The sequence below is a fragment of the Azospirillum sp. TSH64 genome, from assembly GCF_003116035.1.
Classification (GTDB): domain Bacteria; phylum Pseudomonadota; class Alphaproteobacteria; order Azospirillales; family Azospirillaceae; genus Azospirillum.
In genome coordinates this window covers 1,239,982-1,266,769 of sequence record NZ_LGQW01000015.1, presented here as the reverse complement: position 1 = coordinate 1,266,769, position 26,788 = coordinate 1,239,982, and the positions used below count along the sequence as shown (strand labels likewise).

Genomic DNA, 26,788 nt, shown 5'->3' with positions numbered 1-26,788 from the left:
CCGGGTGAGGCGTTCAGGCTTGACCGCCCCCCGAAGTGGCGCGGGTTATGCCACAGGCCTTTTAGGGATGCAAGCGCTTAAAATCACTTCGCCACTCACTTTTTTTCGCGCCCGAAACAAGTGCCCGGATCAAGCCTGCGTCGCGGCCGGCGGAAGCACCGCTTCGGCGCGGAAATCCGGCACGACGGTGCCGAGGATCGACAGAACACGTTCACCATCTCCCGCCCGCGCAGCCGCTTCCAGCTCGCCCACTGCGCGGTTGATCAGCGCATAGTCGATCAGCCGGGGGGAGGCGAGGAAGACGCCGTCGGCCTCGGTGCGGCTCGGCGCCTCCGCCGCGGTCAGGATTTCCTCGAACAGCTTCTCGCCGGGACGCAGGCCGGTATAGGCGATCTCGATGTCCACTCCGGGGCGGTAGCCGGCCAGCCGGATCATCTGGCGGGCAAGGTCGGCGATCTTCACCGGCTCGCCCATGTCCAGCACCAGAATCTTGCCGCGATCCTCCGCCCGGGTGGCGCCATGGGCGGAGGCCTGCAGAACCAGCTCCACCGCTTCGCGCACCGTCATGAAATAGCGGCGCATGTCGGGATGGGTGACGGTCAGCGGACCGCCCTTCGCCAACTGCCGGGTGAACAGCGGCACCACCGAGCCCGAAGAACCCAGCACATTGCCGAAGCGCACGGTCATGTAGCGGGTAGCATGATCCGTCCCGTCGCGCGGCGGCAGCACGTCCAATGCCTGGCAATAGGTCTCGGCGAAGCGCTTGGCCGCCCCCATCACGCTGGTCGGGCGGATCGCCTTGTCGGTGGAGATCAGCACCATGGCGAGGCAGCCGGCGGCGCGCGCCGCATCGGCCACGTTGCGGGTGCCGATGACGTTGGTCAGCGTGCCCTCGCACGGGTTGGCTTCCACCAGCGGCACATGCTTCAGCGCCGCGGCGTGGAAGACCAGGGCAGGGCGCTCCTCCTGGAACAGGCGCATGATGCGGTCGCGGTCGCGCACGTCGGCGATCACCGGGCGCGGATCGAGGTCGGGGAACCTCTCCCGCACCTCCATCTCGATGCTGTAGAGGTTGAACTCCCCGGCATCGAGCAGGATCAGCCGTTCCGGCCCCAACGCGGCGATCTGGCGGACCAGCTCGCTGCCGATGGTGCCGCCGGCGCCGGTGACGATCACCCGCCGACCGCCGACCAGTCCGGAAATGGCGCCGCGGTCCAGCACCGCCTGCGGCCGGCCCAGCAGGTCCTCCAGCGCGATGGGTCGAACCTCGACACCCTTGCCCTCGCCGAGCGCCGACTTGAACTCGGTCAGGCTGGGCAGGCGCGACAGGACCAGCCCCAGCGCCTCCGCCCGGTCGAGCAGGCTGCGCAGGGTCGATCCCTTCAGCTCGGCATTGCCCTTGGTGACGATCAGCCGCTGCGGCCGCTCGTGCTTGCGCTCCAGCGTCTGGACCACCTGCTCCAGATCGTCGGGACCGCCCAGCACCGGCACGCCGCGCACGGCATGGCCGACCCGCCGTCCCTTGTCGTCGAGGATGCCGACCACGCGATAGGCCGACTGGCCCGGCTGGTCGAGCGAGCGGATGAACAGCTCGGCCGCGTCGCCGACGCCCAGCAGCAGGACGGGAATGCGCGGCACGCCCTCCACCGCCTCGGCCCAGCTGAAGCGGCGGTCCTTCAGGAAACGGTAGGCGAAGCGCGGCCCGCCGAGCAGAAGCATCTGAACCAGCCACAGGATCGGCGGCAGGGAGCGCGGCAGCAGTTCGGCGCGCGTCAGCAGGAACATCGCCAGCACGAAGCACAGGACCGCCACCGTGACGGCGCGCACCACCTGGATCAGATCGGGAATAGAGGCGTAGCGCCAGATGCCGCGGTACAGCCCGAACAGCAGGAAGACCGCCGCCGAGACGCCGACCAGCACCGGCAGCGCGATGGTCAGGGCGTCGAAATACAGGCCGAAGGCGGACCCGCCCACCCGCAGGTAGAGAGCGACGACCAACGCGACCCCGGTCATCACCAGATCGTGCAGGAAAACCAGGGAAGCCCGTGCGGACGGGATGCGCATGCCGCTAAACCTTGTTCATTCGTTCGGCCGTGGAAACCGGCGGGCTGGAACGGCCATGGCTGTTCCAGCCCGGAAATCAGCCGCGGGAAGCTTTGAACCATTCCGCGGTGGCGCGCAACCCGGACGCAAGGTCATGGGGCGGGCGCCAGCCGAGCCTTTCGCGGATGGGGCCGTCATCCACCGTCAGCGTGCCGGCCAGCCGGTCGAACACCGCCCGGGTGCCGGTCAACGCCGCTCCCAGCGCCATCAGTCCGCGCGGCACCGGGACCAGCCGCGCCGGTCGGCCGAGCGCTTCGGCGATGGCGCGCACCAGATCGGCGGTCGAAACCGGCTCCCCATCCTGGACCAGGAAGGTCCGGCCGGCGGCGTCGGGGTGTTCCAACACCGTCACCACCGCGTCGGCGAGGTTGCCGACATAGATCAGGCTGCGCCGGTTGTGGATGCCACCCAGCGGCAGCGGCAGGCCGGTCGCCACCAGCTTGACCAGGGCGCGCATGTTGCCGGCCGTGCCTGGGCCATAGACCAGAGGCGGCCGGATCACCGCCACCTCCATGCCGGTGCGGGCGGAGATCGCCGCCAGCCCGCGTTCGGCCTCCAGCTTGGAGATGCCGTAAGGGCTGTGGGGATCGGGCATCGTCGCCTCGTCCAGCGGGGCGGGGCGGCTTTCATCCACCATCGCCTTGATGCTGCTGAGGAAGACGAAGCGCCTTACCCCGGCCGCCGCCGCCTGCTCCGCCAGCCGGATCGTGCCGGCGGTGTTGACGCGGCGGAACTCCGCCAGGGGTTCGGCGGCCTTGTCGCGCATCACATGGACGCGGGCCGCCATGTGGATCACCGCGTCGATGCCGGCCAGCGCCGCGGTCCAGTCGGTGCCGGGGCCGATGTCGCCCACCGCCGCCGGCTCCCATGGCCCCTCCTGCTGGGTGCGCAGGGCGGCGCGCACCCTGTGCCCGTGGGCGGCCAGCAGCGGGATGGTGTGGCGGCCGACGAAGCCGGTGGCGCCGGTCAGGAGAACGCGCATGGGAAGGACGGTCCGGGCTGGATTCGGTTGGTGCAGTCAAGCATGCCTTAGTATCCGGTTTGGCCGGGTGGTGCCACGGCACAAAGCCCCAAGACCCTTTTCCAGCTTTCGGTCGGGGATCGGAATGGCTATAAGCTGGAGAGGGACGCGTGAATAAGGACGCTACCAAGACATGTCACATACCGTCGACGGTGCAAATGATCGGCACAGCCGGATCATCATCGTCAGCTTTAATTGCGCAGACTTCGTCAATCGCGTCATTGGCTGTCTGCTCGACCAGACCGATCCCGCCTTCGAGGTGGTGATCGTCGACAATGCCTCAAAGGATGTCGACGGCATTGCCTTGCCCGCCGATCCGCGCTTTCGCATGGTGCGGATGGACACGAATGTCGGCTTCGCCAAGGCGAACAATGTCGGTGCTGCCGGCGCCACCGTCCCCTGGATCGTCACGCTGAACCCCGACGCCTTTCCGCGCCGCGACTGGATGGAGCGGCTGCAGGCCGCCGCCCATGCGCAGCCCGATGTGGCGATGTTCGGCTCGACCCAGCTCTTCTCGCACGATCCCCGGATGATCGACGGCGAAGGCGACCAGTATTCGATCTTCGGCTTCGCCTGGCGGGTCAACTACCGCCGCATGCTGAAGCCACCCTATTACAGCGGAGCGGTCTTCTCGCCCTGTGCCGCGGCGGCGATGTACCGGCGCGACTATTTCGAGGCGGTCGGCGGTTTCGACGAGGATTTCTTCTGCTATTGCGAGGATGTCGACCTCGGCTTCCGCATCCGGCTCAGCGGCGGACCGGCGGTGCAGGTCGGCGACGCGGTGGTCGAGCATGTCAGCAGCGGCGTGTCCAAGCAGTACGGCACCTTCGCCCAGTATCACGGCGTCCGCAACCTGGTGTGGACGATGGTGAAGAACATGCCGTTGCCGCTGCTGCCGCTGGCCTTCCTCGGCCATTCGCTGCTGGTGGTCTATCTGGTCTTCCGCAGCCTGGGCAGCGGGCGCACCGGCGCCATCGGCCGCGGCATCCGCGACGCGTTGCGCGGACTGCCGGGGATGATCGCCAAGCGCCGTGCCATCCAGCACGACCGCAAGGCGACGCTTGGGCAGGTTGCCCGCATGATCGCCTGGAACCCGCTGCTGCTGAAGACGCGTGGCCGGCCGGGATGCCGGCTGTCGCGCCGGTCAGACCAGCCGCCAGCCGTGGGTGTTGAAAAAGCGTAGGGCGGAGCGGGCGAACATCCGGATGTGCGCGCCGCCCTTGCGCGCCGCCTTGCCGCCGAAATGCACCATGCGGACATCCGGCACATAGGCGATCTCTCCCAGCGCCATCGCCCGGCGCGACAGGTCGAAATCCTCGAAATACAGGAAATAGCCGTCGTCGAAGCCGCCCAGCCGGGTCAGCGCCTCGCGCCGGAACAGCATGAAGGCGCCGCTGACCTGCTCCAGCCCGGTCACGACAGCGTCGCGGGTGATGTCGCGCATCTCGTAGCGGTCGAGCCGCCGGGCGAACATCCGCTTCACGGATCCGGGTGCGAAGGCGCGCAGCCCCAGATCCAGGACGGTCGGCCGTCGCTTGCACAGGAACTCCTGCTCGCCCGACGGGCCGAACACCTTGGGCGTCAGCAGCACGGTGCGCGGATGCGCCTCCATGTAGCGCCAGCCGGCCAGCAGCGCGTCCGGCTCCAGCAGGATGTCGTAGTTGAGGATCAGGTGGTAAGGCGCGTCGCCCTGCCGGATCGCCAGATTGTGGCCGGCGCCGTAGCCGACATTGCCGTGTCCGGCGATCAGCGTCACCGGCGGCCGGCCGGTCTCCGCATAGCGGTCGAGCAGCGCCTTGAATGGGTTGGGGCCTGAGTCGCTACCCTCCGGCGCGCCATTGTCGACGATCCACAGCCGGGTCCGCACGCCGGCCCCCTGCTCCAGCCGGTCGGCGGCGGCACCGATGGTACCGAGCGAGCGGGCCAGCAGTTCCGGATCGGGATGGTAGAGGACGACGGACAGGTCAAGGAAAGCGCTGCTCATCGGATCACGCCTTCGCCATTCGGGTCAGCGTCGCCAGCAGCAGTGCGACGGCGACCGCCCCCGGTGCCAGCGTCCAGGCGCCAAAGCTGCCGGCGGCCAGTGCTGCGGCGACCAGGACGAGGCTGTAGGCGATGATCGTCAACACCACACGGTCGTGCCGGCCCACGCCCTTGGCGGCCTTCTGATAGAAATGCTCGCGGTGGGCCTGCCAGATCTTCTCGCCGCGCAGCAGGCGGCGCAGCAGCGTGATGGTGGCGTCGGTCAGGTAATAGGCCGGCAGGATCAGCGCCGCCGCCCAGTCGCCGCGCGCCGCCAGCGAGGTGAGAAGAAAGGCGAGGATATGGCCGAGCGGGATGCTGCCGACATCCCCCATGAACATGCGCGCCGGCCGCCAGTTGTGGGTCAGGAAGCCTGCCGCGGCTCCGGCCAGCGCCGCCCCGGCAACCCCGGTCAGGCCGAAATCGCCCATGACCAGCGACACCAGCGCAACGCCGCCGCCGATCAGGATGGTCTCGCTGCCGGCCAGCCCGTCGATGCCGTCCATGAAATTGTAGAGATTGACGAACCACAGCCACAGAAAGGCAGTCGCCGCCCGGTCCAGGCCCCAGGGCAGCCAGCCCTGCCAGACCAGTTGGTCGGCAGGCAGCGTCAGCAGCCCAAATGCCACCGCCAGCGCCTGCACCGCCAGCCGCAGCAGCGGCGACAAGGTGCGCCGGTCGTCCATCCACGACACTCCCATCAGGGCCAGCGTGCCCAGCAGAACGGCCCCGGTCTCCAGCGGCCGCCCCAGGACGAGTCCGGCGATGGCGAAGACCGGCACCACGGTCAGCATCACCGCCCATCCGCCGCCGCGCGGGGTGGGGGCCTGATGGCTCGACCGTTCGTTCGGGATGTCCAGGATGCTGCTGGCGAGGAGATAGCGCAGCACCCGCGTCGACAGATACCAGCCGACGGCCAGACACAGCAGGAAGACACCGATCAGCGCGGTCGAATAGGCGGTGGAGGTCATGGTGGCTCGGATGGTGGAGGAAAGGGGACGGTCAGAGCTTGTGGTAGCCCTTGTACCACTCCACGAAGCGGGGCAGGCCGATCTCAATGGGGGTCTTGGGCTCGAAGCCAAGCAGTTGGCGACTCAATTCGATGTCGGCGGCGGTCTCGTGCACGTCACCGGCCTGCATGGGCTCCATCACCTTCACCGCCTCGCGGCCCAAAGCCTGCTCCAGCACGCCGATGAAGCGCATCAATTCCTCGCAGCGGTTGTTGCCGAGGTTGAAGACGCGGTGCGGGGCGCCGGTTTCCGCATCCACCGGGGCGGGGCGGTCGAGGGCGGCCAGCACGCCGGCGACGATGTCATCGATGTAGGTGAAATCGCGCTTCATCTTGCCGTCGTTGAAGACGCGGATCGGCCGGCCGGCGGTGATGGCGTCGGCGAACAGCCATGTCGCCATGTCCGGGCGGCTCCACGGACCGTAGACCGTGAAGAAGCGCAGACCGGTCATCGGCAGCTGATAGAGATGGCTGTAGGTGAAGGCCAGCATTTCCGCCGCCTTCTTGGTGGCGGCATAGACCGAGACCGGGCTGTCGACGCGGTCCTCCACCGAGAAGGGCATCTTGCGGTTGGCGCCATAGACCGACGAGGTCGACGCATAGACGAAATGCCGCAAGCCCGGCATGCGCCGCGCCGCCTCCAGCAGCGTCACCTGACCGGTGACGTTGGCGTCGACATAGGCATAGGGGTTCTCGATGGAGTAACGTACGCCCGGTTGTGCTGCCAGATGGACGACGCCGGTCACATCATTGAGCTGCGGCCACAGACCCTCCACCGTCGCGCGGTCGGAGATGTCGGCCTTGATGAAACGGAATCCGTCGCGGCCGGTCAACCGGGCCAGCCGCGCCTCCTTCAGCGCCACCGCGTAATAGCCGTTCAGGTTGTCGATGCCGAGAACGCTCTCCCCGCGGTCCAGCAGCGCAGCCGCGACATGCGATCCGATGAAGCCGGCGGCCCCGGTGACGAGGATGGTCATGGTCCGACACCCTTATGAAGATAGTCCGTCGGTCTTATGCCCCAGCGGAGGTTGGCGCGCCAGCCTCCATCCACGGGCCTCCGGTGACCGGTTCGCACGCTTGACAGCCCATCCGCCCTGCCGGTCTACTGCGCGACCGCGACACATCAGGACCGATGGGACGATCGATGCCCCCGAAGAAGAATCCGCTGAACCTGAACCCGCTGCAACTGCGCACCCTGACCCTGCTGCAGGAGATCGCCCGCCTGGAGAACAAGCCGGCCGAGGACGAGGAGGGTGGTTTCCAGATCACCTCGCTGCCGCATGCCCACGGCAACCATTTCCATCTCGGCCATGCCGTGGTCGCCGCCAAGGACGCCACCGGCCTGCAGAACGACGCGGTCTGGACCATCCTGGAGCGCAAGGGCATCGTGAAGCGCACGCCCGCCGCCGCGATCCTGACGGCTGCCGGCGTCGAGTACGACACCGGGCTGCGCGACCAGATCCTGCACCATTCCGACCACTGACATCCGGGGCGGAGCCGCGCCGATGGACGACACCGCCGAAACCTCGGCCCCGCCGCCGGCCCCGGTGAAGCCGAAGCCGGCGGCATCGGGCCGCGACGAACGCCTTGCCGCCCGCCTGCGCGAGAACCTGCGCAAGCGCAAGGAACAGGCGCGGCAGCGGGGGGAATAGTCCCTCTCCCGGAATCGTCCCTCTCCCGTGCTTGGGGGGAGGGACGATTCCGCCCAGGCCAAACCGTTCAGGCCAAATCCTTCCTGAACCAGATCTGCCTGTGCCCCGGCGGATAACCCTCCATCTCCGCCCAGACTTCGTAGCCCTGCTTCGGGTAGAAGCCGGGCGCCTGGAAATCGTAGGTGTAGAGCCGCGACCAGCGGCAGCCGCGGGCCTTGGCCTCCGCCTCCGCCGCGGCCAGCAACCGGCCGCCGAGACCGCTGCCGCGCGTGGAGTCGTCCACCCACAGCAGGTCGACATACAGCCAGTCCCAGTTGGTGTAGCCGACCAGACCGCCCTTCAACGCGCCGTCCGTGTCGCGGGCGGCAACCACCAGATCGCGGCGGTCATAGGCGCGGCCGAGCGACGCCTCGTTGTAGGCGCGCAGGCCCTCGTAGATTCCGGCCAGGTCGGCCGGGGCGGGGGTGTCCGTCACGGACAGGATGAAGTTCTGGCTCATGGATGCCGAGCTTAGACGCCGCGGCGGCGAAGACCAGCGCCGTGATAAAGAACCGTCCATGCGCGCCAAGCGGCCCACCTTTCCTTGAGCGCCGCCGCGTGCTCGGCTACAAACCAGCCTTCACGACCCCTCCATCCAATCGATACGCCAAGGAGTACCCCCGCGATGGGCATCATGCCGGACAGCTGGATCCGCGAGATGGCCGAGACCAAGGGCATGATCGAGCCCTTCGTCGAGACCCAGAAGCGCGAAGGCGTGATTTCCTACGGCGTGTCGTCCTACGGCTACGACGCCCGGGTCGCCGACGAGTTCAAGATTTTCACCAACGTCGACAACGCCATCGTCGACCCGAAGCGCTTCGACGATTCGAGCTTCGTCGACCGCAAGACCGAGGTCTGCATCATCCCGCCGAACAGCTTCGCGCTGGCCCGCACGGTGGAATATTTCCGCATCCCGCGCGACGTCCTGGTCATCTGCCTGGGCAAGAGCACTTACGCGCGCTGCGGCCTGATCGTGAACGTCACCCCGCTGGAGCCGGAGTGGGAAGGACACGTCACGCTGGAGATCTCCAACACCACCCCGCTGCCCGCCAAGGTCTATGCGAACGAGGGACTGTGCCAGTTCCTGTTCCTGAAGGGCGACAGCGTGTGCGAGGTGTCCTACGCCGACAAGTCCGGCAAATACATGGGGCAGAAGGGCGTCACGCTGCCCCGGCTCTGAGCACTCCTCTCTGAACGCCTTCAAAAGCGTATCCGCGAAAGAAACAGGTCCATGGACAAGATCCGCATCCGCGGCGGCCGCCCGCTGAACGGCTCCATCACCGTTGGTGGCGCCAAGAACGCCGCCCTGCCGCTGATGACGGCGTCTCTTCTCACCGACGAGACGCTGACGCTGACCAACCTGCCGATCCTGGCCGACATCAACACGCTGTGCAATCTGCTGCTGCAGCACGGCGTGGCGATCCACATGGCCGGGGCGGGCGGCGATTGCGCCGGCCGCGCCGTGGACTTCACCGCGCGCGACATCACCAACACCACCGCCCCCTACGATCTGGTGCGCAAGATGCGCGCCAGCGTGCTGGTGCTGGGTCCGCTGCTGGCCCGCTGCGGCGAGGCCAAGGTGTCGCTGCCCGGCGGCTGCGCCATCGGCGCGCGTCCGGTGGACCTGCACATCAAGGGTCTGGAGGCGATGGGCGCCGACATCCGGATCGATGCCGGCTACATCGTCGCCAAGGCCCCGGCGGGCGGTCTGCGCGGTGCGGAATACGTTTTCCCCAAGGTGTCGGTCGGTGCGACCGAGAACCTGCTGATGGCGGCCACGCTCGCCAAGGGCACCACCATCCTGGTCAACGCCGCGCGCGAGCCGGAGGTGACCGACCTCGCCGAATGCCTGGTCAAGATGGGGGCGAAGATCACCGGCATCGGCACCGACCGGCTGGTGATCGAGGGTGTCGACCGGCTGCATGCCGCCCGCCACATGGTGGTGGCCGACCGCATCGAGACCGGCACCTACGCCATGGCCGCCGCCATCACCGGTGGCCGTCTTGACATCATGAACACCCGTCTCGATTTGATCAAAGCGGCGGTCAAGGCGCTGGCTCCGGCCGGCGTCGCCTTCGAGGAGATCGAGAACGGGATCCGCGTGTCGCGCGCGAACGGCGAACTGCATGGCGTCGATGTGATGACCGAGCCGTTCCCCGGCTTCCCCACCGACCTTCAGGCCCAGATGATGGCCCTGATGTGCACGGCGACGGGGGCCGCGATGATCACGGAAACGATCTTCGAGAACCGGTTCATGCACGCGCCGGAGCTGACCCGCATGGGCGCGCGGATCACGGTCCACGGCTCGTCGGCCCTGGTGCGCGGCGTGGAGCGGCTGACCGGCGCGCCCGTGATGGCGACGGACCTGCGCGCTTCGGTGTCGCTGGTGCTCGCCGGGCTGGCGGCGGAGGGGGAGACGACGGTCAACCGCGTCTACCACCTCGACCGCGGCTATGAGCGGGTGGAGGAGAAGCTGGCTGCCTGCGGTGCGGAGATCGAGCGCATCCACGGCGGCGACGAGTAAATGGCGGGGGCGCCCCTCCCGCCATCCCCTGAGGTTGGCCTTTCCCGAGAGGTGCCCCCGAACATGACGGCCCCAGCCATGACCCCGATCCGCCTGCGCGCCGAAGACGAGGAGGATCTGAAGGTCGTCTCCGCCTGCCTGCAGGACGCCATCCTGCCGGTCGGCGACATGTGCTTCCAGCCCGACGAGAAGCGGTTCGTCATGGTCGTCAACCGCTTCCGCTGGGAGGCCGCCGACAGTCCGCGCCCCGGCCCGTCCGCCGATGATGACGATCTGGCCCCCTACGAGCGGGTCCATTGCGGCCTGCGGGTGGAGGGGGTCACCGGTGCCAAGCTGCGCGGCTTCGACCTGAAGGAGCGCGGCCGCATCATGGAACTGCTGTCGATGGAGACAGTGGAGGGCGGTGTCGCCCTGCATTTCGCCGGCGGCGGCTGCGTCCGGCTGGATGCGCCGTCCTGGCGCGTGATGGTGGAGGATCTGGGCGAGCCCTGGCCCACCGGCTGCAAACCCTGTCACCCCGACGAACCGGCCTGACCGCTTCGCGGCTGGTCCGGAGCGCAGGTGTTCAGCGCTCCGCCACCTGGGTGTCGGTGTGAAGACGGCGAATCACATCCTGCGCGGTCTTCTTGTAGGTCACCGTGTCCTCGTCCTCGCCAGCCGACAGCTGCGAGCGGCGGACGGTGAAGAACCGGTGGCCGACATCCAGCATGCCGCTGGCCTCGACCAGGATGCTGGTGTCCTTGCCGTCGGCGCTGGGCGAAACGGAAACGATCTGGCCCAGCTCCTCGCCGAGCAGACCGGTCACTTCGAGCCCGACGAGGTCGTCGCCGCCGCGCGGATCCGCGGCCTGAGCCGACTCGATATGGGCGAATGGCAGGGTTGCCGCCAGCGCAAGGCCGGCCAACAGGGTCTGGAACCTCATGATTTCGGCTCCCATCGCTGATGTGTGTCTCGTATGTCACAATCAACATGGGAATTGCGGAACGGTTCCCAGGGAACCATCCAGGGGTAATCCGGTTTGTGCGGCATGACCCTCAGTGAAGGACGTGCCTCGATGGCTCAGAAACTCGATGGAAAGACCGTTGCCGTGCTCGCCACCGACGGCTTTGAACAGGTGGAACTGACCGAACCGGTGAAGGCGCTGCGCGATGCCGGCGCCACCGTTCATGTGGTCGCCCCCAAGAGCGGGCAGATTCAGGGCTGGAATCACCATGACCGCGGCGACATGGTCGATGTCGACGTCGCGCTCGATCAGGCCGATGCCGGACGTTACGACGCGCTGCTGCTGCCGGGCGGGGTGATGAACCCGGATTCGCTGCGGCTGGAGCCGAAGGCGATCGAATTCGTGAAGAGCTTCGTGGAGACCGGCCGCCCCATCGCCGCGATCTGCCACGGCCCCTGGACGCTGATCGATGCCGGCGGCGTGCGCGGCAAGCGCATGACCTCCTGGCCGTCCTTGCAGACCGACCTGCGCAACGCCGGCGCCAACTGGGTGGACGAGCAGGTGGTGACCGACCACGGGCTGGTTACGTCGCGCAAGCCGGACGACATTCCGGCCTTCTGCCGCAAGATGATCGAGGAGTTCAGCGAAGGCCGCCACGCCGGTCATCGCCACGCGGCGGAGTAAGGGCGCAGATTTGCTCCCTGCCTATCCCTCTCCCGCGATGCGGGGGAGGGAAGGAGCCCATGCGAAACATGGGAAGGGAGGGGGAATTCCTCCCCCAACCAGAACCTACGCCGTCACCAGCGGCGACAAGCCGTTCTGGATGGCCCACACCGCGGCCTGCGTCCGGTTCTGTGCGTTGATCTTCCGCATCACATTCTTGAAATGCATCTTCACCGTCGATTCGGTGATGTGCAGGTTGCGCGCGATGGCCTTGTTCGATTGGCCGGCCAGCAGGCAACGCAGGATCTGGACCTCACGCTTCGACAGGTCGCCGCTGGGCGGCATGGTGATCGGGATGGGGTTGTGCTGCGGCCGTTCGTTGGCGGCGGCCATCAGCAGGCCGGCGACATGGGTGGGATAGACCACCTCGCCCAGCATCACCAGCCGCAGGGAGCGCAGCAGGCTCTCGCTCGACATGCTCTTGTTCAGATAGGCGTCGGCGCCGGCCTTCAGCGACTGCGACAGGCTGCGGTCGGCGATGGTATCGGCCAGCACGGCAATCCGGGCGGAGGTGCCGTCACGCAACCTCCGGATGCCGGCAATCTCCTCCGGCATGCCATCCTGCAGCGCCAGCACGATCAGGTCGGGTTCCTCGCCGTCGGCAATCAGGTCGAGCGCGTCGTCGGCGCTGGCCGCGTGGGTGCTGACCCGGAAGGGGCCGCCGCCGATCAGCGTTGCCAGTGCCGCAGAAAACAGCCGGTCGTGGTCGACCAGCATTACAGTCCATGTCGTCATCGATCATCCTCCGCTGAGCCGCCCTTTTTCCGGGCAGCGGCGATCCCCCCTTTTGTTCCGTGCCTGAAGGTCCAGGAAAAGGACCGGACCGGTTGGCCCGGTCCGCACGGACTCCGAACATAGAAAATTAGAACAATATTGTTCGGAACAGCGGGCTTTACGCTTCATGCTGCGATGATTTATACGGTTCATTAACCAACAGCGCAAGGTGAGAACAGGAAAGTCACAGCCAATAGATCGGATTTGCGGTGAAAATGATCGTAGATCCATTCATTCGATATTTAGGGGTAGCTGCGCCAAGGAGCGGCGCGAATGAACCGCTTTCCCATTGGGGCTTTTTGGTGTTCTTGGCCCTAACTGAGGAGCGGTCCGCTGAGAATAAGGGGACACGATGGAGTTCGAGCTTCAAGCGCGCGGTGGTTCGCGTAGCGCGGGCAATCCCACGCGGATTTTTCTGGTGGTCGACGAGCAGCCGATGGTCCGCCATGGCTTCGCGCTGTCCATCGGCGAGATCTGTCCTGGGACGCGCGTGCTGGAGGCCGGGTCGTTGGATGAAGCGCTGAACATCGGCCGCCAGACTCCCGAGCTGGCCCTTGTCCTGTACGACCCCGGCCCGCCGCGCGTGGATGAGGATGACGCGGGCGGTGGCGCCATCGCCGGACTGCGCCGTCTGAAGGAGGCTCTGGGCGAGGTACCGGTCCTGATCCTGACCAACTCCGACGAGGTGGCCGACATCGTCGACAGCGTCCGCATGGGCGCCCGCGGCTATGTGCTGAAGACCAGCCCGCCGGAGGTGCTGGAGCATGCCATCTCGCTGGCGCTCAGCGGCGACATCTTCCTGCCGCTGCCGCGTGCCGTGCTGAACGGGGCGCTGGCCGAGGGGCCGCGCGGCAACGACGACATCCTGGACCGGCTGACCGACCGCCAGCGCGACGTGTTCGAGCTTTTGCTGGCCGGCCACTCCAACAAGGAGATCGCCCGCGGCCTTGGCGTGCTGGAAGGCACGGTGAAGGTGCATGTGCGCGCCATCATGCAGAAGCTCGGCGTGCGCAACCGCACCCAGGTGGCGGTGGTCGCCGCCCGCAACGGCTGCTTCACCGGAGAAGGCTGAAGAGTCCGCATTGCCTGAACGGCCCCGCTTCCGGCAGACTGGCGACCCTATGATCCAGTGAGGAGCGGGCGCTTGGTTCAGGTGGCGGTGGCCGACAGGCCGGAAGAGTCGGCGGGCGGAGAAACGGCGCGCGAGGAAAAGAAGGTCGCCGTCCATGGCGCCGCCACCGTCCGCTTCGAGCATCGCCACGGCGAGACCCGGCTGGCGACGCTTTACCACCATGACCCGCTGCGGGTGCTGATGCCGACGCCGCGCCGGGACGACCTTCCCATCGCGGTGCTCGCCACAACCTCGGGCGGAATGGTCGGTGGCGACCGCATGGACATCGCCCTGTCCGTCGGGGCCGGCGCCAGGGCGCTGATCACCACCCAGGCGGCCGAGAAGGTCTATCGCTCCACCGGCGCAGACTGCCGCATCGACACCGCCCTGTCGGTGGAGGAGGGCGGCTGGCTGGAATGGATGCCGCAGGAAGCCATCGTCTTCGAAGGCTCCCGCCTGCGCCGCCTGACCCGGATCGATTTGTCGGGCGACGGCCGCGCCATCGCCGGCGAGATGCTGGTCTTCGGCCGCGCCGCCTTCGGCGAGACGGTCACCCGCGGCCTGATCCGCGACGCCTGGGAGGTTGCCCGCGACGGCCGCTTGGTCTGGGCCGACGCCCTGCATCTGGACGACGACATCGCCGAGGCGCTGGCCCATCCCGCCGGCTTCGGTGGCGCCGCCGCCTGCGCCACCCTTCTCCATGCCGCTCCCGACGCCGCCCGCCACCTCGATGCGGTCCGCGCGCTGGCCGAGCCGATCGAGGGCGCCCGCATCGGCGCCACCGCGCTGGACGGCCTGCTGATCGTCCGCATCCTCGGCGGCGATGCCCGCACCGTGCGGCGCGCCTATGCGGCGCTGTGGTCGGGCCTGCGCGCCGAAGCCGCGGGTCTGCCCACCCGCCTGCCGCGGCTGTGGGAGGTGTGAGGCGCTGCCCGAGCTTTGGCGCCAGCACTTTCAACCCTCTACGTCATACGACGCACTTGGCGTGCCGTCCCGGCGTGGCATAATCGCCGGCAACGAACAGGGCGGCGAAAGGGCAATCCCCCGATGAACCTGACAGGGCGCGAGAAGGACAAGCTGCTCGTCGCGATGGCGGCGATGGTGGCGCGGCGGCGGCTGGAGCGCGGCGTCAAGCTGAACCACCCGGAGGCGGTCGCCCTCATCACCGATTACGTGGTGGAGGGTGCGCGAGACGGCCGCACGGTGGCAGAACTGATGCGGGACGGTGCCACCGTGCTGACCCGCGATCAGGTGATGGAGGGCATCCCCGAGATGATCCACGACATCCAAGTCGAGGCGACCTTCCCCGACGGTACCAAGCTCGTCACCGTCCACCAGCCGATCCGTTGAGAGGGGATGCCCGATGAAACCCGGTGAAATCTTCCCGGCGGCCGGCGAGATCGTGCTGAACGACGGCCGTGCCACCGTCGAACTCGACGTCGCCAATGCCGGCGACCGCCCGATCCAAGTCGGTTCGCACTACCATTTCTACGAGACCAACAGCGCGCTGACCTTCGACCGCGAGCAGGCCAGGGGCTTCCGGCTCGACATTCCGGCCGGGACGGCGGTGCGCTTCGAGCCCGGCCAGACCCGGCGCGTGACGCTGGTCGCCTATGACGGCGACCGGGTAGTCATCGGCTTCAACCGCAAGGTCAACGGCGCCCTCTGACGGGCCGACAGGAAGGGCGAACGACAATGGCGCACCGCATCGACCGGGCCGAATATGCGGCCCTCTATGGCCCGACCACCGGTGACCGCATCCGGCTGGCCGACACCGACCTGATCGTCGAGGTCGAACGCGACCACACCGTCTATGGCGAGGAGGTGAAGTTCGGCGGCGGCAAGGTGATCCGCGACGGCATGGGACAAAGCCAGCGCTCGCGTCACCAGGGAGCCGTCGACACCGTCATCACCAACGCCCTGATCATCGACCATTGGGGCATCGTCAAGGCCGACATCGGCATCACCGGCGGGCGCATCGCCGCCATCGGCAAGGCCGGCAACCCCGACATCCAGCCCGGCGTCGACATCATCATCGGTCCGGGCACCGAGGTGATCGCCGGCGAAGGCAAGATCGTCACTGCCGGCGGCATCGACGCCCACATCCATTTCATCTGCCCGCAGCAGGTGGACGAGGCGCTGAACAGCGGCGTCACCACCATGCTGGGCGGCGGCACCGGCCCGGCCGCCGGCACCTCGGCCACCACCTGCACGCCGGGGCCGTGGCACATGGAGCGGATGCTCCAGGCCGCCGAAGGCCTGCCGATCAACCTGGGCTTCTTCGGCAAGGGCAACACCAGCCGTCCCGACGCGCTGCTGGAGCAGATCGCCGCCGGCGCCTGCGGCCTGAAGCTGCACGAGGATTGGGGCACCACGCCCGACTCCATCGACACCTGCCTGACGGTGGCCGACCAGCTGGACGTCCAGGTGGCGATCCACACCGACACGCTGAACGAATCGGGTTTCGTCGAGGACACCATCGCGGCGTTCAAGGGCCGCACCATCCACACCTTCCACACCGAAGGGGCGGGCGGTGGACATGCGCCGGACATCATCCGGGTGGCCAGCCTTGCCAACGTGCTGCCCAGCTCGACCAACCCGACGCGGCCCTTCACCATCAACACGGTGGACGAGCATCTCGACATGCTGATGGTGTGCCATCACCTCAGCCCGCGCATTCCGGAAGACGTCGCCTTCGCCGAAAGCCGCATCCGGCGCGAGACCATCGCAGCGGAGGACATTCTGCACGATCTGGGTGTCTTCTCCATGATCTCGTCGGACAGCCAGGCGATGGGCCGGCTGGGCGAGGTGGTGATCCGCACCTGGCAGACCGCGCACAAGATGAAGCTCCAGCGCGGGCGTCTGCCGCAGGAGACCGGCGACAACGACAATTTCCGGGTCAAGCGCTACATCGCCAAATACACCATCAACCCGGCGCTGTCGCACGGCATCGGCCATGTCGTCGGCTCGGTCGAGGTCGGCAAGCTGGCCGATCTGGTGGTGTGGTCGCCTGCCTTCTTCGGGGTGAAGCCGGACATGGTGATCAAGTGCGGCACCATCGCCGCCGCGCTGATGGGCGATCCCAACGCCTCGATCCCGACGCCGCAGCCGGTGCATTACCGTCCGATGTTCGGCGCCTTCGGCCGGGCGATGCAGGCCAGCAGCGTGACCTTCGTCAGCGCCAAGGCGCTGGAGCTGGACGTCGGCCGCCAGCTTGGCCTGCACCGCGAGCTGATCGCCGTCAAGGGTACCCGCACCGTCGGCAAGAAGGACATGATCCACAACGATGCCACCCCGCACATCGAAGTGGACCCGGAGACCTACGAGGTGCGGGCGGACGGACAGCTGCTGACCTGCGAACCGGCGGAAATCCTGCCGATGGCCCAGCGCTATTTCCTGTTCTGAAGCGTATTTTTTTATCCCCTCTCCCCCCCGGGGAGAGGGTTAGGGTGAGGGGGATGCGCAGGCCGGACTCTTTCGGCTGCGCCGAACCCCCTCATCCCAACCTTCTCCCCAGGGGGAGAAGGGGTTTTCGGTAGGGCTCAAGCAGTTGATCGGTGTATTCGATTCAGGACATGGCGGATTGACGGTGCTGCGCACCCTGGTGGATGCGGCACCCGGTCGGCCCTTCGTCTATCTCGGCGACCATGCCGCCGCTCCCTACGGCCCGCGCAGCGAGGACGACATCTACCGGCTGACCATCGCCGGGATGGATCGTCTGTTCGACCAGGGCTGCCGGCTGATCATCATCGCCTGCAACACCGCCGCGGCCGTCGCGCTGCGCCGGCTCCAGCAGGAATGGCTGCCGTCCGCCCATCCCGGCCGCAACGTGCTGGGCGTGCTGGTGCCGATGGTGGAGGCGATCACCCGCGTGCCGTGGATGATCGACACCGTTCCGCCCGACCATCTCGCCGAACCGCGCAGCGTCGGCATCTTCGCCACCGCGGCGACGGTCAACTCCGGCTCCTTCCCGCGGGAGATCGGCAAGCGGGCGCCGTCCGTCCGCGTCGTGCAGCAGGCCTGCCCCAATCTGGTGCCGCTGATCGAGCGCGGCGCGTCGGACGACGAGATCGAGCCGGCGGTGAACGACTATGTCCGCGTCCTGCTGGACAAGATGGGCAGCCAGCCGCTGGACACGGTGGTGCTGGGCTGCACCCATTACCCGCTGGTCCGCCACCTGTTCGCCCGTGCGCTGCCGCCGGGGGTGGAAGTGCTGTGCCAGCCGACGCTGACCGCCCGTTCGCTGGAGCAGTATCTCGACCGCCACCCCGAATACCGCCCTGACCCGGCCGAGCGTGGCCTGAAATTCTTCACCACCGGAGACGCGGCGCTGGTCAGCGAACTGGCCGGCCGCTTCTTCGGCCACCCGACCCCCTTTGAACGGCTTATCTGATGACCGATCCCGCCCGCCGTGCCACCCGAGTCCACGCCCGCGGCCATTGGCCGGTCGAGCAGGCGGCCGGCACCGTGACGCTCGCCTTCGACGACCGTTTCCGCCGCCGCATGGCGATGACCGACGATGCCGGCGGCGCCTTCCTGCTCGACCTGCCGCGGGCGGTGGCGCTGGACGACGGTGACGGGCTGGAACTGGGCGACGGCAGCTTCCTCCGCGTGGTCGCCGCGCCTGAGGAGTTGATGGAAGTCCGTGTCCCCGGCCCGGTCGAGGCCTTCGCCCGCGTCGCCTGGCATCTCGGCAACCGCCACCTGCCGGTGCAGATCGTCGGCGACACCATCCGGCTGCGCCGCGATCATGTGATCGAGGACATGCTGCGCGGGTTGGGGGCCGAGGTGCGCGACGTGTCGGCACCCTTCATGCCGGAAGGCGGCGCCTATGGCGGGCATTCGCATGGCGGCGGGCATGGTCATTCGCACTGACGTGGATGGCGTCTCCACCCACGCCCTGACGCGCCTGCTGGCGTGGCTGTCGCCCAGCTTTCCGGTCGGCGGCTTTTCCTACAGCCATGGCATCGAGGCGGCGGTGGAGCAGGGGCTGGTGCGCGACCGGGCGACGATGATCGTCTGGCTCGACGGCATCCTGCGCCATGGCGCCGGACGGACCGACGGCATGCTGTTCGCCGCCGCCCACCGGGCCGTGCTGGCCGGCGACGAGGCCGGTTTCGCCTGGGCGGTGGAGCGGGCCGACATCCTGCGTGCGTCGGCCGAGATGGGGCTGGAATCGCGGGCACAGGGGCAGGCCTTCCTGCTGGCGATCCGCGCCGCATGGCCGCTCGACGGGCTGGCGCGCTGGGATACGGTGATCGCTTCCACCGGACGGCCTGTCGCCTATGCGGTTGCGGTGGCGCTGGCGGCATCCCTGATCGGTGTGGCCGAAGGGCCGGCGCTGACCGCTTATCTGCATGCCTTCTCCGCCAACCTCGTTTCGGCCGGCGTGCGGCTGGTGCCGCTGGGCCAGACCGACGGACAGCGGGCGCTGGCCGCCCTCGACCCCATCACCCACCGGGCGGCCGACGCGGCGCTGGCGGCCCCGCTCGACGATCTCGGCGGCCGGGCGATGGCCGTCGATTGGACCTCGATGATCCACGAAACCCAATATACGAGGCTGTTCCGCTCATGAGCGCTCTCCCCGCTATCGAAAAGAGCCACGCCGGCCCGCTTCGCGTCGGCATCGGCGGTCCCGTCGGCTCCGGCAAGACCGCACTGACCGACGCGCTGTGCAAGCGCATGCGCGAGGATTGGGAGGTCGCGGCGATCACCAACGACATCTATACCAAGGAGGACGCGGAGTTCCTCACCCGCTCCGGCGCGCTGAAGCCGGAACGGATCATGGGGGTGGAGACCGGCGGCTGCCCGCACACCGCGATCCGCGAGGACGCCTCGATCAACCTCGCCGCCGTCGACCAGATGAACGTCAAGTTCCCCAACCTCGACCTGATCTTCATCGAATCGGGTGGCGACAACCTCGCGGCGACCTTCTCGCCGGAACTGGCGGACATCACCATCTACGTCATCGACGTGTCGGCCGGCGACAAGATCCCGCGCAAGGGCGGGCCGGGCATCACCCGGTCGGACCTGCTGGTCATCAACAAGACCGATCTCGCCCCGATGGTCGGCGCCAGCCTGGAGGTGATGGACCGCGACGCCCGTAAGATGCGCGGCGACCGTCCCTTCGTCTTCGCCAACGTAAAGGCGGGCGAGGGGGTCGATGCCATCCAGTCCTTCATCGTCCAGCGCGGTGGATTGCCCCTTCCGGGCTGACCGTTCACAACTGGGGGAAGATCGGCGCCCGGGATTCTCTGGCCGATGGAACCTCCGGCTTGACCATGCTGTTCATGCAGCATGAGACGATCCAAGCCGGAGGATGCCCTGATGACGCGCCCCACCCCTGCAACGGCCCTGCTGCTGGCCGCGCTGGGAACCCTGTCCTTCGCCGCGCCCGCATTGGCGGCCGACGACTGCGCGGCCGGGCTCGACCGGCTGGGACAGCAGGCGGCGGCTCTCGAGGCTGCCGGCCCCGGCTCCGCCGCACCGGTGACCCAGCAGGAAACCGCCCAGCTGCGCGCGCTTCAGCAGGCGGCCCAGGCCGCCGCGCAGAAGGGCAACGCCCCCGCCTGCCAAGCCATCCTGGGCGAGGCGACGGCATTGCAGGATTCCATCGCCCGTCCGCGCGCCATCGCGGCCGACGATCTTGAGAATGCCAAGCTGCGCAGCCCGGACGGCAAGGATCTCGGCAGCATCTCCGAACTGATCATCGATCCCGGCACCGGGCGCGTCGCCTATGCCGTGGTCGAGCTGGGCGGCTTCCTTGGCATCGGCGAGGCCGACTTCGCGGTTCCGTGGGCGCTGTTCGCCCCGTCGGGCGAGGGCTATGTCCTGAATGTGCCGAAGGACAAGCTGACCAACGCGCCGCGTTTCGACGACAAGAACCGCCCGAACATGAACGACCGCCAGTGGGCGATGGCGGTTCACACCTATTATGGCGTCGCCCCCTACTGGATGCGCGATTCCGCTACGCTGGCCGCCATTGCCGGCGCCGCCGGCGGGAATGGCGATATCTCGGCGGCACCGCTGCGCCAGGAGGTGCAGCGCCTGTCGCAGGAAGTGGCGCGGCTGAATGGCGAATTGCAGCAGGCGCGCGGCGCCGCCGGTTCCAGCGGGGCGACGCCCGGTGCCGGAATGGGGCAGGGCGGTGCGCCACAGGCGGCGCCGGATGCCGCCGTGCAGACGCCGTCCGGGAACGGCAGCCCCCAGCCGCCGGTTTCCCAACAGTGACGCGTTAACGATCCGATGGCGGACGATCCCCGATTGGGACCCGTCTGACCGGGACCCGCATTCAGGAGGACCGACATGGAACTCTCTTCGATCACCGATACGGCCCAGCGCAACCTGCGCGGCATTGCCGACACCATGGCCGACCGCTTGCCCGGACCCACCGGCAGCCACGGCATCAATGTCGGCCACAATGAACGGCTGGCGTCGCTGGCCGGCGGCGTGGTGCTGGCGGTGCTGGGCCTGCGCCGGCCCAACTGGACCGGCGCCGCCATGGCGCTGGCCGGCGGTGCCCTGGTCGCGCGCGGCCTGACCGGCTATTGCCCCGGCAAGGCGATGCTGGCCGACTGGTCGCACAATGACCGGGCCGCGTTTCCAGCGCAGGATGTCGAGCATGGCATCGACCCCTATTCCCGCCATCCCGGCGACATCTATCAGGAGAGCTGCGAGGAGGAGATCGTCGACGAGGCTTCCCAGGAATCCTTCCCGGCGAGCGATCCGCCCTCCTTCAGCCCGGGTGTTGCGCGGTAAGCGGGCAATCAGCCAAGCGGCCTGATGCCATAACAGAAATGTCATCAAGAAACGGCCTGCCAGTCCCACGCTGGCAGGCCGTTTTTGATATGGATCAATGAAAGACAGAATTCGGACGACTTCGGCTTTTACTGATCGTGCCTGCGGCAATGCTGCGCAATGATTGAGACGCATGTGCGGTTCGCGCCCATTGCACGTTGCGGACCCGCGGCGGTTCGTTTATGGTGCACTGCACAAGGAACGCCGCGTCTGTGCACCCGGCGAAAGGCCGCCACGGTTGCGGCCGCTCCTCCCGTCACATCGACCGCAGGACAGTCCGCATGACCACGATCATTCCCGCCGCCGCCACGCTCGAAGGCAAGAAGGGGCTCGTTCTTGGCATCGCCAACGACCAGTCGATCGCCTGGGGCTGCGCCCGCGCCTTCCGCGCGATGGGTGCCGACCTCGCGGTCAGCTATCTGAACGACAAGGCCAAGAAGTTCGTCGAGCCGCTGGCTCAGCAGCTCGAGGCCGAGATCTTCGAACCGGTGGACGTCACCGGCGAGGGCGAGCTGAAGGCCATCTTCGACAAGATCGGCGAGAAGTGGGGCAAGCTCGACTTCGCGCTGCACAGCATCGCCTTCGCCCCGAAGGAGGATCTGCACGGCCGCGTCGTCGATTGCTCGCGCGAGGGCTTCCAGCAGGCGATGGACGTCTCCTGCCACTCCTTCATCCGCATGGCCAAGTATGCCGAGCCGCTGATGAAGGACGGTGGGTCGCTGTTCACCATGTCCTATTTCGGCGCCAACCGCGTCATCGACAATTACGGCGTCATGGGTCCGGTCAAGGCCGCCCTGGAAGCCAGCGTCCGCTATCTGGCGGCCGAGCTGGGCCCGAAGGGCATCCGTGTCCATGCCATCTCCCCCGGCCCGATCAAGACCCGCGCCGCCTCCGGCATCGCCCATTTCGACGAGCTGATGAACAAGGCCGCCGAGCGTGCGCCGGAAGGCCGTCTGGTCACCATCGAGGAGGTGGGCTACACCACCGCCTTCCTCGCCACCGATGGTGCGAAGGGCATCACCGGCGACACCACCTATGTCGACTGCGGTTATTCCATCGTCGGCTGACGATGGCAGATCCCGATCCCCGCCCGATGGCGGCGGGGATCGGATTGCATGATGGGGCGGGTGCGGCGACGCATCCGCCCTGTTTCGTTCCGGGCCTCCCCTCCGCCCGTCTCCTGGCGGGTGCGTCATATTGCCGTGTGACGCCGCCGGCTGTTTTGGCGCAATGGTGACACCAGCCATAATCCGGGCTAACGGGGTGCCGGCAAGGGGGGAGGCGGCAGGGTCATGGGCGCCATAACGTGGCGACGGCAGTTGAGCGTCGGCCAACCGTCCATCGACGACGATCACAAGCATCTGATCGAGTATCTGAATGAACTCGACGCAGCGCTGGCTGCTGAGCGGTTCCAGCCGGTCCGCGTCGCCAAGATCCTGGTCAAGCTGCTGGAATACACCAAGGAGCATTTCGCCCGCGAAGAGCGGATCATGCAGATCGTACACTACCCGAAATTCGAGGAGCACGTCGCCATGCACCGTGCCGCGGTGAAGATGGTCAGCGAGCTGTCCAACCGCTTTTCGATCGACCCTACCCACGAGAATGCGGAGCAGCTCTACAAATTCACCGCCGACTGGCTGGTCCGCCACATCATCCTGATGGACACGCAGCTGACGCCCTATGTGCGTGGCGTGTGGGCGTGAGGGGGGAGGAGAGGACCCTTACCCCACGAACTCCGCCGCCCGGTAGCCCTGGGCGTAGAGCAGGGCGGTGAGATCGCCGTGATCGACGCGGGCGCGGGCCTCGGCGGCGACCACCGCCTTGGCATGGAAGGCCACGCCCAGCCCAGCGGCCAACAGCATCGGCAGGTCGTTGGCGCCGTCGCCGACGGCCATGGTTTCCGCCACCGGCACGCGATGCTCGCCGGCATAGGCCATCAGCGCCTGGAGCTTGCTGTCCTTGTCGAGGATCGGCTCGATCACCTTGCCGGTCATCACGCCGTCGACGACCTCCAGCTCGTTGCCGCGATCGTCGTCGAAGCCGATCCAGTTGCGCACCCGGCCGGTGAAGCAGCGGAAGCCGCCCGACACCAGGACACAGACGGCGCCGTTGGCGCGCATGGTGCCGACCAACTGGGCGGCACCCGGCATCAGGGTGGCGCGCTGCCACACCTCGTCGATCACCGTCTCGCTCAACCCCTTCAACAGGGCGACCCGCTCGCGCACCGCGTCCTTGAAGTCGATCTCGCCGTTCATGGCGCGGGCGGTGATGTCGGCGATGTGGTCCTTCAGCCCGACATAATCGCCAAGCTCGTCCAGCATCTCCTGCTCGATGATCGTCGATTCCATGTCGGCGACCAGCAGCCGCTTGCGCCGCGTCGCCGCCGGCTGGGCGATGATGTCCAGCGCCACGCCGGTCCCATTCGCCGTCAGGGCATGGCGGATCGCCGCCTCCGCCTGTTCGGGTGCCAGATTGCCGAAGGGCAGGTCGCAGGCGGTGCCCGGCGCCAGCCAGTCCGGTGCGCCGGCATCGGCGCCCAGCCCGACCAGCGCCGCCTTTGCGGTCTGGACGGCGGCCTCGTCGAGCGTGGCGGTGCGGGGGGCGATCAGCGTGGCGACGGCGTTCATCGGCGGGTATCCCGAGGAAAAGAGGGCCTTTGCGCGCTGCCTACCACAGCCAAGGGGGCCGGGTCCAACGAAGCTTCGGCGTCGGCTTGCGGTTGGGGCATGCGGTTGGGTGTTGCAAAGCGGGCGCCGGAACGCCATGCAAGGGCGATGAGCGACCTCACCGCCCCTTTGACCACCTCTCTGACTGACGTCATCGTCATCGGCGGCCCCACCGCGTCGGGAAAGTCGGGGCTGGCGCTCGCCATCGCCGAGGCGTTCGGCGGCACCGTCATCAATGCCGACAGCATGCAGCTCTACGCCGACCTGGATGTACTGACCGCCCGGCCGCCGGCCGAGGATCTGGCGCGGGCGCCCCACCGGCTCTACGGCGTGCTGCCGGCGGCGGAACGCGGATCGGCGGCGCGCTGGCGCGACATGGCTCTGGCGGAGATCGCCGCCGCCAGGGTCGAGGGCCGGCTGCCGGTGGTGGTTGGCGGCACCGGCCTCTATCTGCGCGCGCTGATGCAGGGGTTGAGCGAAGTGCCGCCTATCCCCGACGAGGTGCGTGCCGCCGCCCATGCCCGGTTGGCCGCCATCGGCGGCGAGACCTTCCGCGCCGAACTGGTCGCCCGCGACCCGGCGTCGGCAAAGCTGAACCCCGGCGACACCACCCGTCTGACCCGCGCCTGGGAAGTGCTGGAGGCCACCGGTCATCCATTGTCGCACTGGCAGAGCCGGACCGCCCAGGGCGCGCCGGCCGATCTGCGCTTCACCATTCTCGTGCTCGATCCGCCGCGGGCCGACCTTTATGCCCAGTGCGACAGGCGCTTCCATATGATGATGGAGCAGGGGGCGCTGGGGGAGGTGCGGCGATTGGACGCTCTGGCTCGCGAACAGGCCCTCGCCCCCGACCTGCCGGTGCTGAAAGCCCTGGGAGTACCCGAACTCCGCCGCGTTCTGCACGGCGAAATCCCGCTCGACGAGGCCATTGCGCTGGCCCAGCAATCGACCCGCCGCTATGCCAAACGGCAGGTCACGTGGTTCCGGCATCAGATTGTTGGCAAATCACCCGATATGCTGGTAAGTCATACAGGACAGCATAGCTGCCATACCATCGATCTGCCTTGTTCGCTTGCGGTACGAAATGCAATGCTCGACCGCCTGAGAACGATACTAAATTACTGATCCGAAGGAGAAGCACCGTGTCGGTTGATTGGGGTCATGTGTTCGCGGGCCGCGTGGGCGGCATGACGGCGTCCGAAATCCGGGAACTGCTGAAGCTGATCGATCGTCCGGAGATCATCTCCTTCGCCGGCGGCATCCCCGATCCGGACCTGTTCCCCAGCTCGGCCATCGCCCGCGCCTACGAGAAGATCTTCCAGTCCAACTCCGGTGCCGGCGCCGCCCTGCAATACTCCATCACCGAAGGCTACACGCCGCTGCGGGAGTGGATCTGCGACTACATGGGCGGCAAGGGCGTCAACATCGGGCTGGACGGCGTTCTCATCACCAACGGCTCGCAGCAGGTGCTGGAGTTCGTCGGCAAGCTGCTGATCGGCCCCGGCGACAAGATCGTCGTGACCCGCCCGACCTATCTCGGCGCGCTCCAGGCCTTCTCGCCCTACGAGCCGACCTATCTCTCGATCCCGATGGACGAGGAGGGACCGGAGATGACGGCGCTGACCGAGGCGCTGGCGCAGAAGCCGAAGTTCTTCTACCTCGTCCCCGATTTCCAGAACCCCAACGGCACCACGGTGACGCTGGCCCGCCGCCACGCCATCCTGGACGCCTGCGAGGCGGCCGGCGTGCCGGTGATCGAGGACACCGCCTATTGCGAGCTGCGCTATGACGGCGAGCATCTGCCGCTGCTGGCGGCGCTGGATTGCGAGCGCAACGGCGGCAAGCTGACCAACGTCATCTTCGGCGGCACCTTCTCCAAGACGATGGTGCCGGCGATGCGCGTCGGCTGGGTCAACGCGGCGCCCGAGGTGGTGAACCGGCTGGTCCTGATGAAGCAGGCCGCCGACCTGCATGCCAGCACGATCAATCAGATCGTCATGCACGACGTCGTCTCGCAGATCTTCGACAGCCACCTCAAGCTGCTGCGCACCCAGTACAAGGAGCGCCGCGACGCCATGCTGGCGGCGCTTGAGGAATACGCCCCGCCGGGCGTCACCTGGACCAAGCCGGAGGGTGGCCTGTTCGTCTGGATCGAGGCGCCGGAGGGGGTCGACGGTACCGAACTGCTGGCCCGCGCCATCAAGGAGGCCAATGTCGCCTTCGTGCCCGGCTCGGCCTTCCACGCCGACCGGTCGGGCAAGAACACCCTGCGGCTGGCCTTCTCCGTCACCAAGCCGGCCCAGATCCGCGAGGGCATCCGCCGCCTGTGCGGGCTGTTGAAGACCGCCGCCTGACGGCTTCGGCTTTTCATCGTCGCCTCTTCGGAACGGCGGCCGCGCTTCGG

31 protein-coding genes are annotated in these 26,788 nt (G+C 67.7%); 22 read left to right on the top strand and 9 right to left on the bottom strand.

Annotated features, from left to right (window positions below):
• Positions 1 to 129 precede the first annotated feature (129 nt).
• Together TSH64_RS07275 and TSH64_RS07270 are read right to left on the bottom strand one after the other, a co-directional pair.
• Positions 130 to 2,064, bottom strand: a complete 1,935-nt coding sequence (locus tag TSH64_RS07275; protein ID WP_109096169.1) for a nucleoside-diphosphate sugar epimerase/dehydratase — start codon at positions 2,062 to 2,064, stop codon at positions 130 to 132.
• 76 nt (positions 2,065 to 2,140) lie between these two features.
• Entirely contained in the window at positions 2,141 to 3,085 is a 945-nt protein-coding gene (locus TSH64_RS07270) for an SDR family oxidoreductase (protein ID WP_109096168.1), read from the bottom strand.
• A gap of 172 nt (positions 3,086 to 3,257) precedes the next feature.
• Here TSH64_RS07270 and TSH64_RS07265 point away from each other — a divergent pair, with 172 nt between their 5' ends.
• Positions 3,258 to 4,307 (top strand): glycosyltransferase family 2 protein, encoded by a 1,050-nt coding sequence (locus TSH64_RS07265; protein WP_109096167.1) that lies wholly within the window; start codon positions 3,258 to 3,260, stop codon positions 4,305 to 4,307.
• Here TSH64_RS07265 and TSH64_RS07260 read toward each other — a convergent pair.
• From TSH64_RS07260 to TSH64_RS07250, 3 genes are read right to left on the bottom strand one after another with little or no spacing between them, the layout of a single operon-like run.
• Complete coding sequence (locus TSH64_RS07260; RefSeq protein WP_109096166.1) at positions 4,269 to 5,108, bottom strand: glycosyltransferase family 2 protein; 840 nt, start codon at positions 5,106 to 5,108, stop codon at positions 4,269 to 4,271. The genes TSH64_RS07265 and TSH64_RS07260 overlap by 39 nt on opposite strands.
• Positions 5,109 to 5,112: 4 nt before the next feature.
• Positions 5,113 to 6,117 (bottom strand): glycosyltransferase family 4 protein, encoded by a 1,005-nt coding sequence (locus TSH64_RS07255; RefSeq protein ID WP_109096165.1) that lies wholly within the window; start codon positions 6,115 to 6,117, stop codon positions 5,113 to 5,115.
• Between the two features lie 31 nt (positions 6,118 to 6,148).
• Entirely contained in the window at positions 6,149 to 7,132 is a 984-nt protein-coding gene (locus tag TSH64_RS07250; RefSeq protein WP_109096164.1) for an NAD-dependent epimerase/dehydratase family protein, read from the bottom strand.
• Positions 7,133 to 7,299: 167 nt separating this feature from the next.
• On the opposite strand from TSH64_RS07250, the gene TSH64_RS07245 reads away from it, so the two are divergent.
• Entirely contained in the window at positions 7,300 to 7,638 is a 339-nt protein-coding gene (locus TSH64_RS07245; RefSeq protein WP_109096163.1) for a hypothetical protein, read from the top strand.
• Positions 7,639 to 7,660: 22 nt separating this feature from the next.
• The gene (locus TSH64_RS35800; RefSeq protein WP_199237498.1) at positions 7,661 to 7,807 is read left to right on the top strand and encodes a hypothetical protein; all 147 of its coding nucleotides are present in this window, start codon (positions 7,661 to 7,663) and stop codon (positions 7,805 to 7,807) included.
• 67 nt (positions 7,808 to 7,874) lie between these two features.
• On the opposite strand, the gene TSH64_RS07240 is transcribed toward TSH64_RS35800, so the two are convergent.
• Complete coding sequence (locus tag TSH64_RS07240) at positions 7,875 to 8,306, bottom strand: GNAT family N-acetyltransferase (protein ID WP_109096162.1); 432 nt, start codon at positions 8,304 to 8,306, stop codon at positions 7,875 to 7,877.
• A gap of 165 nt (positions 8,307 to 8,471) precedes the next feature.
• Between TSH64_RS07240 and dcd the strand changes: the two genes are divergently transcribed.
• From dcd to TSH64_RS07225, 3 genes are all read left to right on the top strand, one after another.
• Complete coding sequence (gene dcd, locus TSH64_RS07235; RefSeq protein ID WP_109096161.1) at positions 8,472 to 9,026, top strand: dCTP deaminase; 555 nt, start codon at positions 8,472 to 8,474, stop codon at positions 9,024 to 9,026.
• A gap of 51 nt (positions 9,027 to 9,077) precedes the next feature.
• Positions 9,078 to 10,370, top strand: a complete 1,293-nt coding sequence (gene murA / locus TSH64_RS07230; protein WP_098739320.1) for a UDP-N-acetylglucosamine 1-carboxyvinyltransferase — start codon at positions 9,078 to 9,080, stop codon at positions 10,368 to 10,370.
• A 63-nt stretch (positions 10,371 to 10,433) separates the two neighbouring features.
• Positions 10,434 to 10,904 (top strand): DUF2948 family protein, encoded by a 471-nt coding sequence (locus tag TSH64_RS07225; protein ID WP_109096160.1) that lies wholly within the window; start codon positions 10,434 to 10,436, stop codon positions 10,902 to 10,904.
• 31 nt (positions 10,905 to 10,935) lie between these two features.
• Here TSH64_RS07225 and TSH64_RS07220 read toward each other — a convergent pair whose 3' ends face one another.
• Positions 10,936 to 11,292: a hypothetical protein gene (locus TSH64_RS07220; protein WP_109452382.1), complete on the bottom strand. Its 357-nt coding sequence runs from the start codon at positions 11,290 to 11,292 to the stop codon at positions 10,936 to 10,938.
• 132 nt (positions 11,293 to 11,424) lie between these two features.
• Here TSH64_RS07220 and TSH64_RS07215 point away from each other — a divergent pair, with 132 nt between their 5' ends.
• Positions 11,425 to 11,997 (top strand): type 1 glutamine amidotransferase domain-containing protein, encoded by a 573-nt coding sequence (locus tag TSH64_RS07215; protein WP_109096159.1) that lies wholly within the window; start codon positions 11,425 to 11,427, stop codon positions 11,995 to 11,997.
• Positions 11,998 to 12,102: 105 nt separating this feature from the next.
• Here TSH64_RS07215 and TSH64_RS07210 read toward each other — a convergent pair whose 3' ends face one another.
• Positions 12,103 to 12,771 (bottom strand): response regulator transcription factor, encoded by a 669-nt coding sequence (locus TSH64_RS07210; protein ID WP_109096158.1) that lies wholly within the window; start codon positions 12,769 to 12,771, stop codon positions 12,103 to 12,105.
• Between the two features lie 457 nt (positions 12,772 to 13,228).
• Here TSH64_RS07210 and TSH64_RS07205 point away from each other — a divergent pair, with 457 nt between their 5' ends.
• The 13 genes from TSH64_RS07205 to TSH64_RS07145 all read left to right on the top strand — a co-directional run bounded on the left by TSH64_RS07205 (position 13,229) and on the right by TSH64_RS07145 (position 23,421).
• Positions 13,229 to 13,882 carry a response regulator transcription factor gene (locus TSH64_RS07205; protein ID WP_247872799.1) on the top strand — a complete coding sequence of 218 codons (654 nt, stop codon included), beginning with the start codon at positions 13,229 to 13,231 and terminating at the stop codon, positions 13,880 to 13,882.
• An 81-nt stretch (positions 13,883 to 13,963) separates the two neighbouring features.
• Positions 13,964 to 14,845: an urease accessory protein UreD gene (locus TSH64_RS07200; protein WP_247873356.1), complete on the top strand. Its 882-nt coding sequence runs from the start codon at positions 13,964 to 13,966 to the stop codon at positions 14,843 to 14,845.
• Between the two features lie 123 nt (positions 14,846 to 14,968).
• Positions 14,969 to 15,271, top strand: coding sequence for an urease subunit gamma (locus TSH64_RS07195; protein ID WP_014248459.1), 303 nt, complete (start codon positions 14,969 to 14,971; stop codon positions 15,269 to 15,271).
• A 13-nt stretch (positions 15,272 to 15,284) separates the two neighbouring features.
• Positions 15,285 to 15,590 (top strand): urease subunit beta, encoded by a 306-nt coding sequence (locus tag TSH64_RS07190; protein ID WP_109096155.1) that lies wholly within the window; start codon positions 15,285 to 15,287, stop codon positions 15,588 to 15,590.
• 26 nt (positions 15,591 to 15,616) lie between these two features.
• Positions 15,617 to 17,326 (top strand): urease subunit alpha, encoded by a 1,710-nt coding sequence (gene ureC, locus TSH64_RS07185; RefSeq protein WP_109096154.1) that lies wholly within the window; start codon positions 15,617 to 15,619, stop codon positions 17,324 to 17,326.
• A 145-nt stretch (positions 17,327 to 17,471) separates the two neighbouring features.
• The gene (gene murI / locus TSH64_RS07180) at positions 17,472 to 18,314 is read left to right on the top strand and encodes a glutamate racemase (protein ID WP_109096153.1); all 843 of its coding nucleotides are present in this window, start codon (positions 17,472 to 17,474) and stop codon (positions 18,312 to 18,314) included.
• Entirely contained in the window at positions 18,314 to 18,796 is a 483-nt protein-coding gene (locus TSH64_RS07175) for an urease accessory protein UreE (protein ID WP_109096152.1), read from the top strand. The genes murI and TSH64_RS07175 overlap by 1 nt, the downstream gene beginning before the upstream one ends.
• Positions 18,780 to 19,496, top strand: a complete 717-nt coding sequence (locus TSH64_RS07170) for an urease accessory UreF family protein (protein WP_247872798.1) — start codon at positions 18,780 to 18,782, stop codon at positions 19,494 to 19,496. The genes TSH64_RS07175 and TSH64_RS07170 overlap by 17 nt, the downstream gene beginning before the upstream one ends.
• Positions 19,493 to 20,137: an urease accessory protein UreG gene (gene ureG / locus TSH64_RS07165; RefSeq protein ID WP_109096150.1), complete on the top strand. Its 645-nt coding sequence runs from the start codon at positions 19,493 to 19,495 to the stop codon at positions 20,135 to 20,137. The genes TSH64_RS07170 and ureG overlap by 4 nt, the downstream gene beginning before the upstream one ends.
• Before the next feature lie 111 nt (positions 20,138 to 20,248).
• Positions 20,249 to 21,151 (top strand): PRC-barrel domain-containing protein, encoded by a 903-nt coding sequence (locus tag TSH64_RS07160; RefSeq protein WP_247872797.1) that lies wholly within the window; start codon positions 20,249 to 20,251, stop codon positions 21,149 to 21,151.
• Between the two features lie 75 nt (positions 21,152 to 21,226).
• On the top strand, positions 21,227 to 21,679 hold the full coding sequence (locus tag TSH64_RS07155; RefSeq protein WP_109096148.1) for a DUF2892 domain-containing protein: 453 nt from the start codon (positions 21,227 to 21,229) through the stop codon (positions 21,677 to 21,679).
• Positions 21,680 to 21,999: 320 nt separating this feature from the next.
• Positions 22,000 to 22,785 (top strand): enoyl-ACP reductase FabI, encoded by a 786-nt coding sequence (fabI, locus tag TSH64_RS07150; RefSeq protein WP_109050864.1) that lies wholly within the window; start codon positions 22,000 to 22,002, stop codon positions 22,783 to 22,785.
• Positions 22,786 to 23,010: 225 nt separating this feature from the next.
• Positions 23,011 to 23,421: a bacteriohemerythrin gene (locus TSH64_RS07145; protein WP_109096147.1), complete on the top strand. Its 411-nt coding sequence runs from the start codon at positions 23,011 to 23,013 to the stop codon at positions 23,419 to 23,421.
• A gap of 18 nt (positions 23,422 to 23,439) precedes the next feature.
• Here the strand turns inward: TSH64_RS07145 and serB are convergent, their stop codons facing one another.
• Positions 23,440 to 24,345, bottom strand: coding sequence for a phosphoserine phosphatase SerB (serB, locus tag TSH64_RS07140; RefSeq protein WP_109096146.1), 906 nt, complete (start codon positions 24,343 to 24,345; stop codon positions 23,440 to 23,442).
• A gap of 147 nt (positions 24,346 to 24,492) precedes the next feature.
• On the opposite strand from serB, the gene miaA reads away from it, so the two are divergent.
• Both miaA and TSH64_RS07130 read left to right on the top strand, forming a co-directional pair.
• Positions 24,493 to 25,509 carry a tRNA (adenosine(37)-N6)-dimethylallyltransferase MiaA gene (gene miaA, locus TSH64_RS07135; RefSeq protein WP_109096145.1) on the top strand — a complete coding sequence of 339 codons (1,017 nt, stop codon included), beginning with the start codon at positions 24,493 to 24,495 and terminating at the stop codon, positions 25,507 to 25,509.
• A gap of 17 nt (positions 25,510 to 25,526) precedes the next feature.
• Positions 25,527 to 26,738, top strand: a complete 1,212-nt coding sequence (locus tag TSH64_RS07130) for a PLP-dependent aminotransferase family protein (protein ID WP_098739338.1) — start codon at positions 25,527 to 25,529, stop codon at positions 26,736 to 26,738.
• The last annotated feature ends 50 nt before the right edge of the window (positions 26,739 to 26,788 follow it).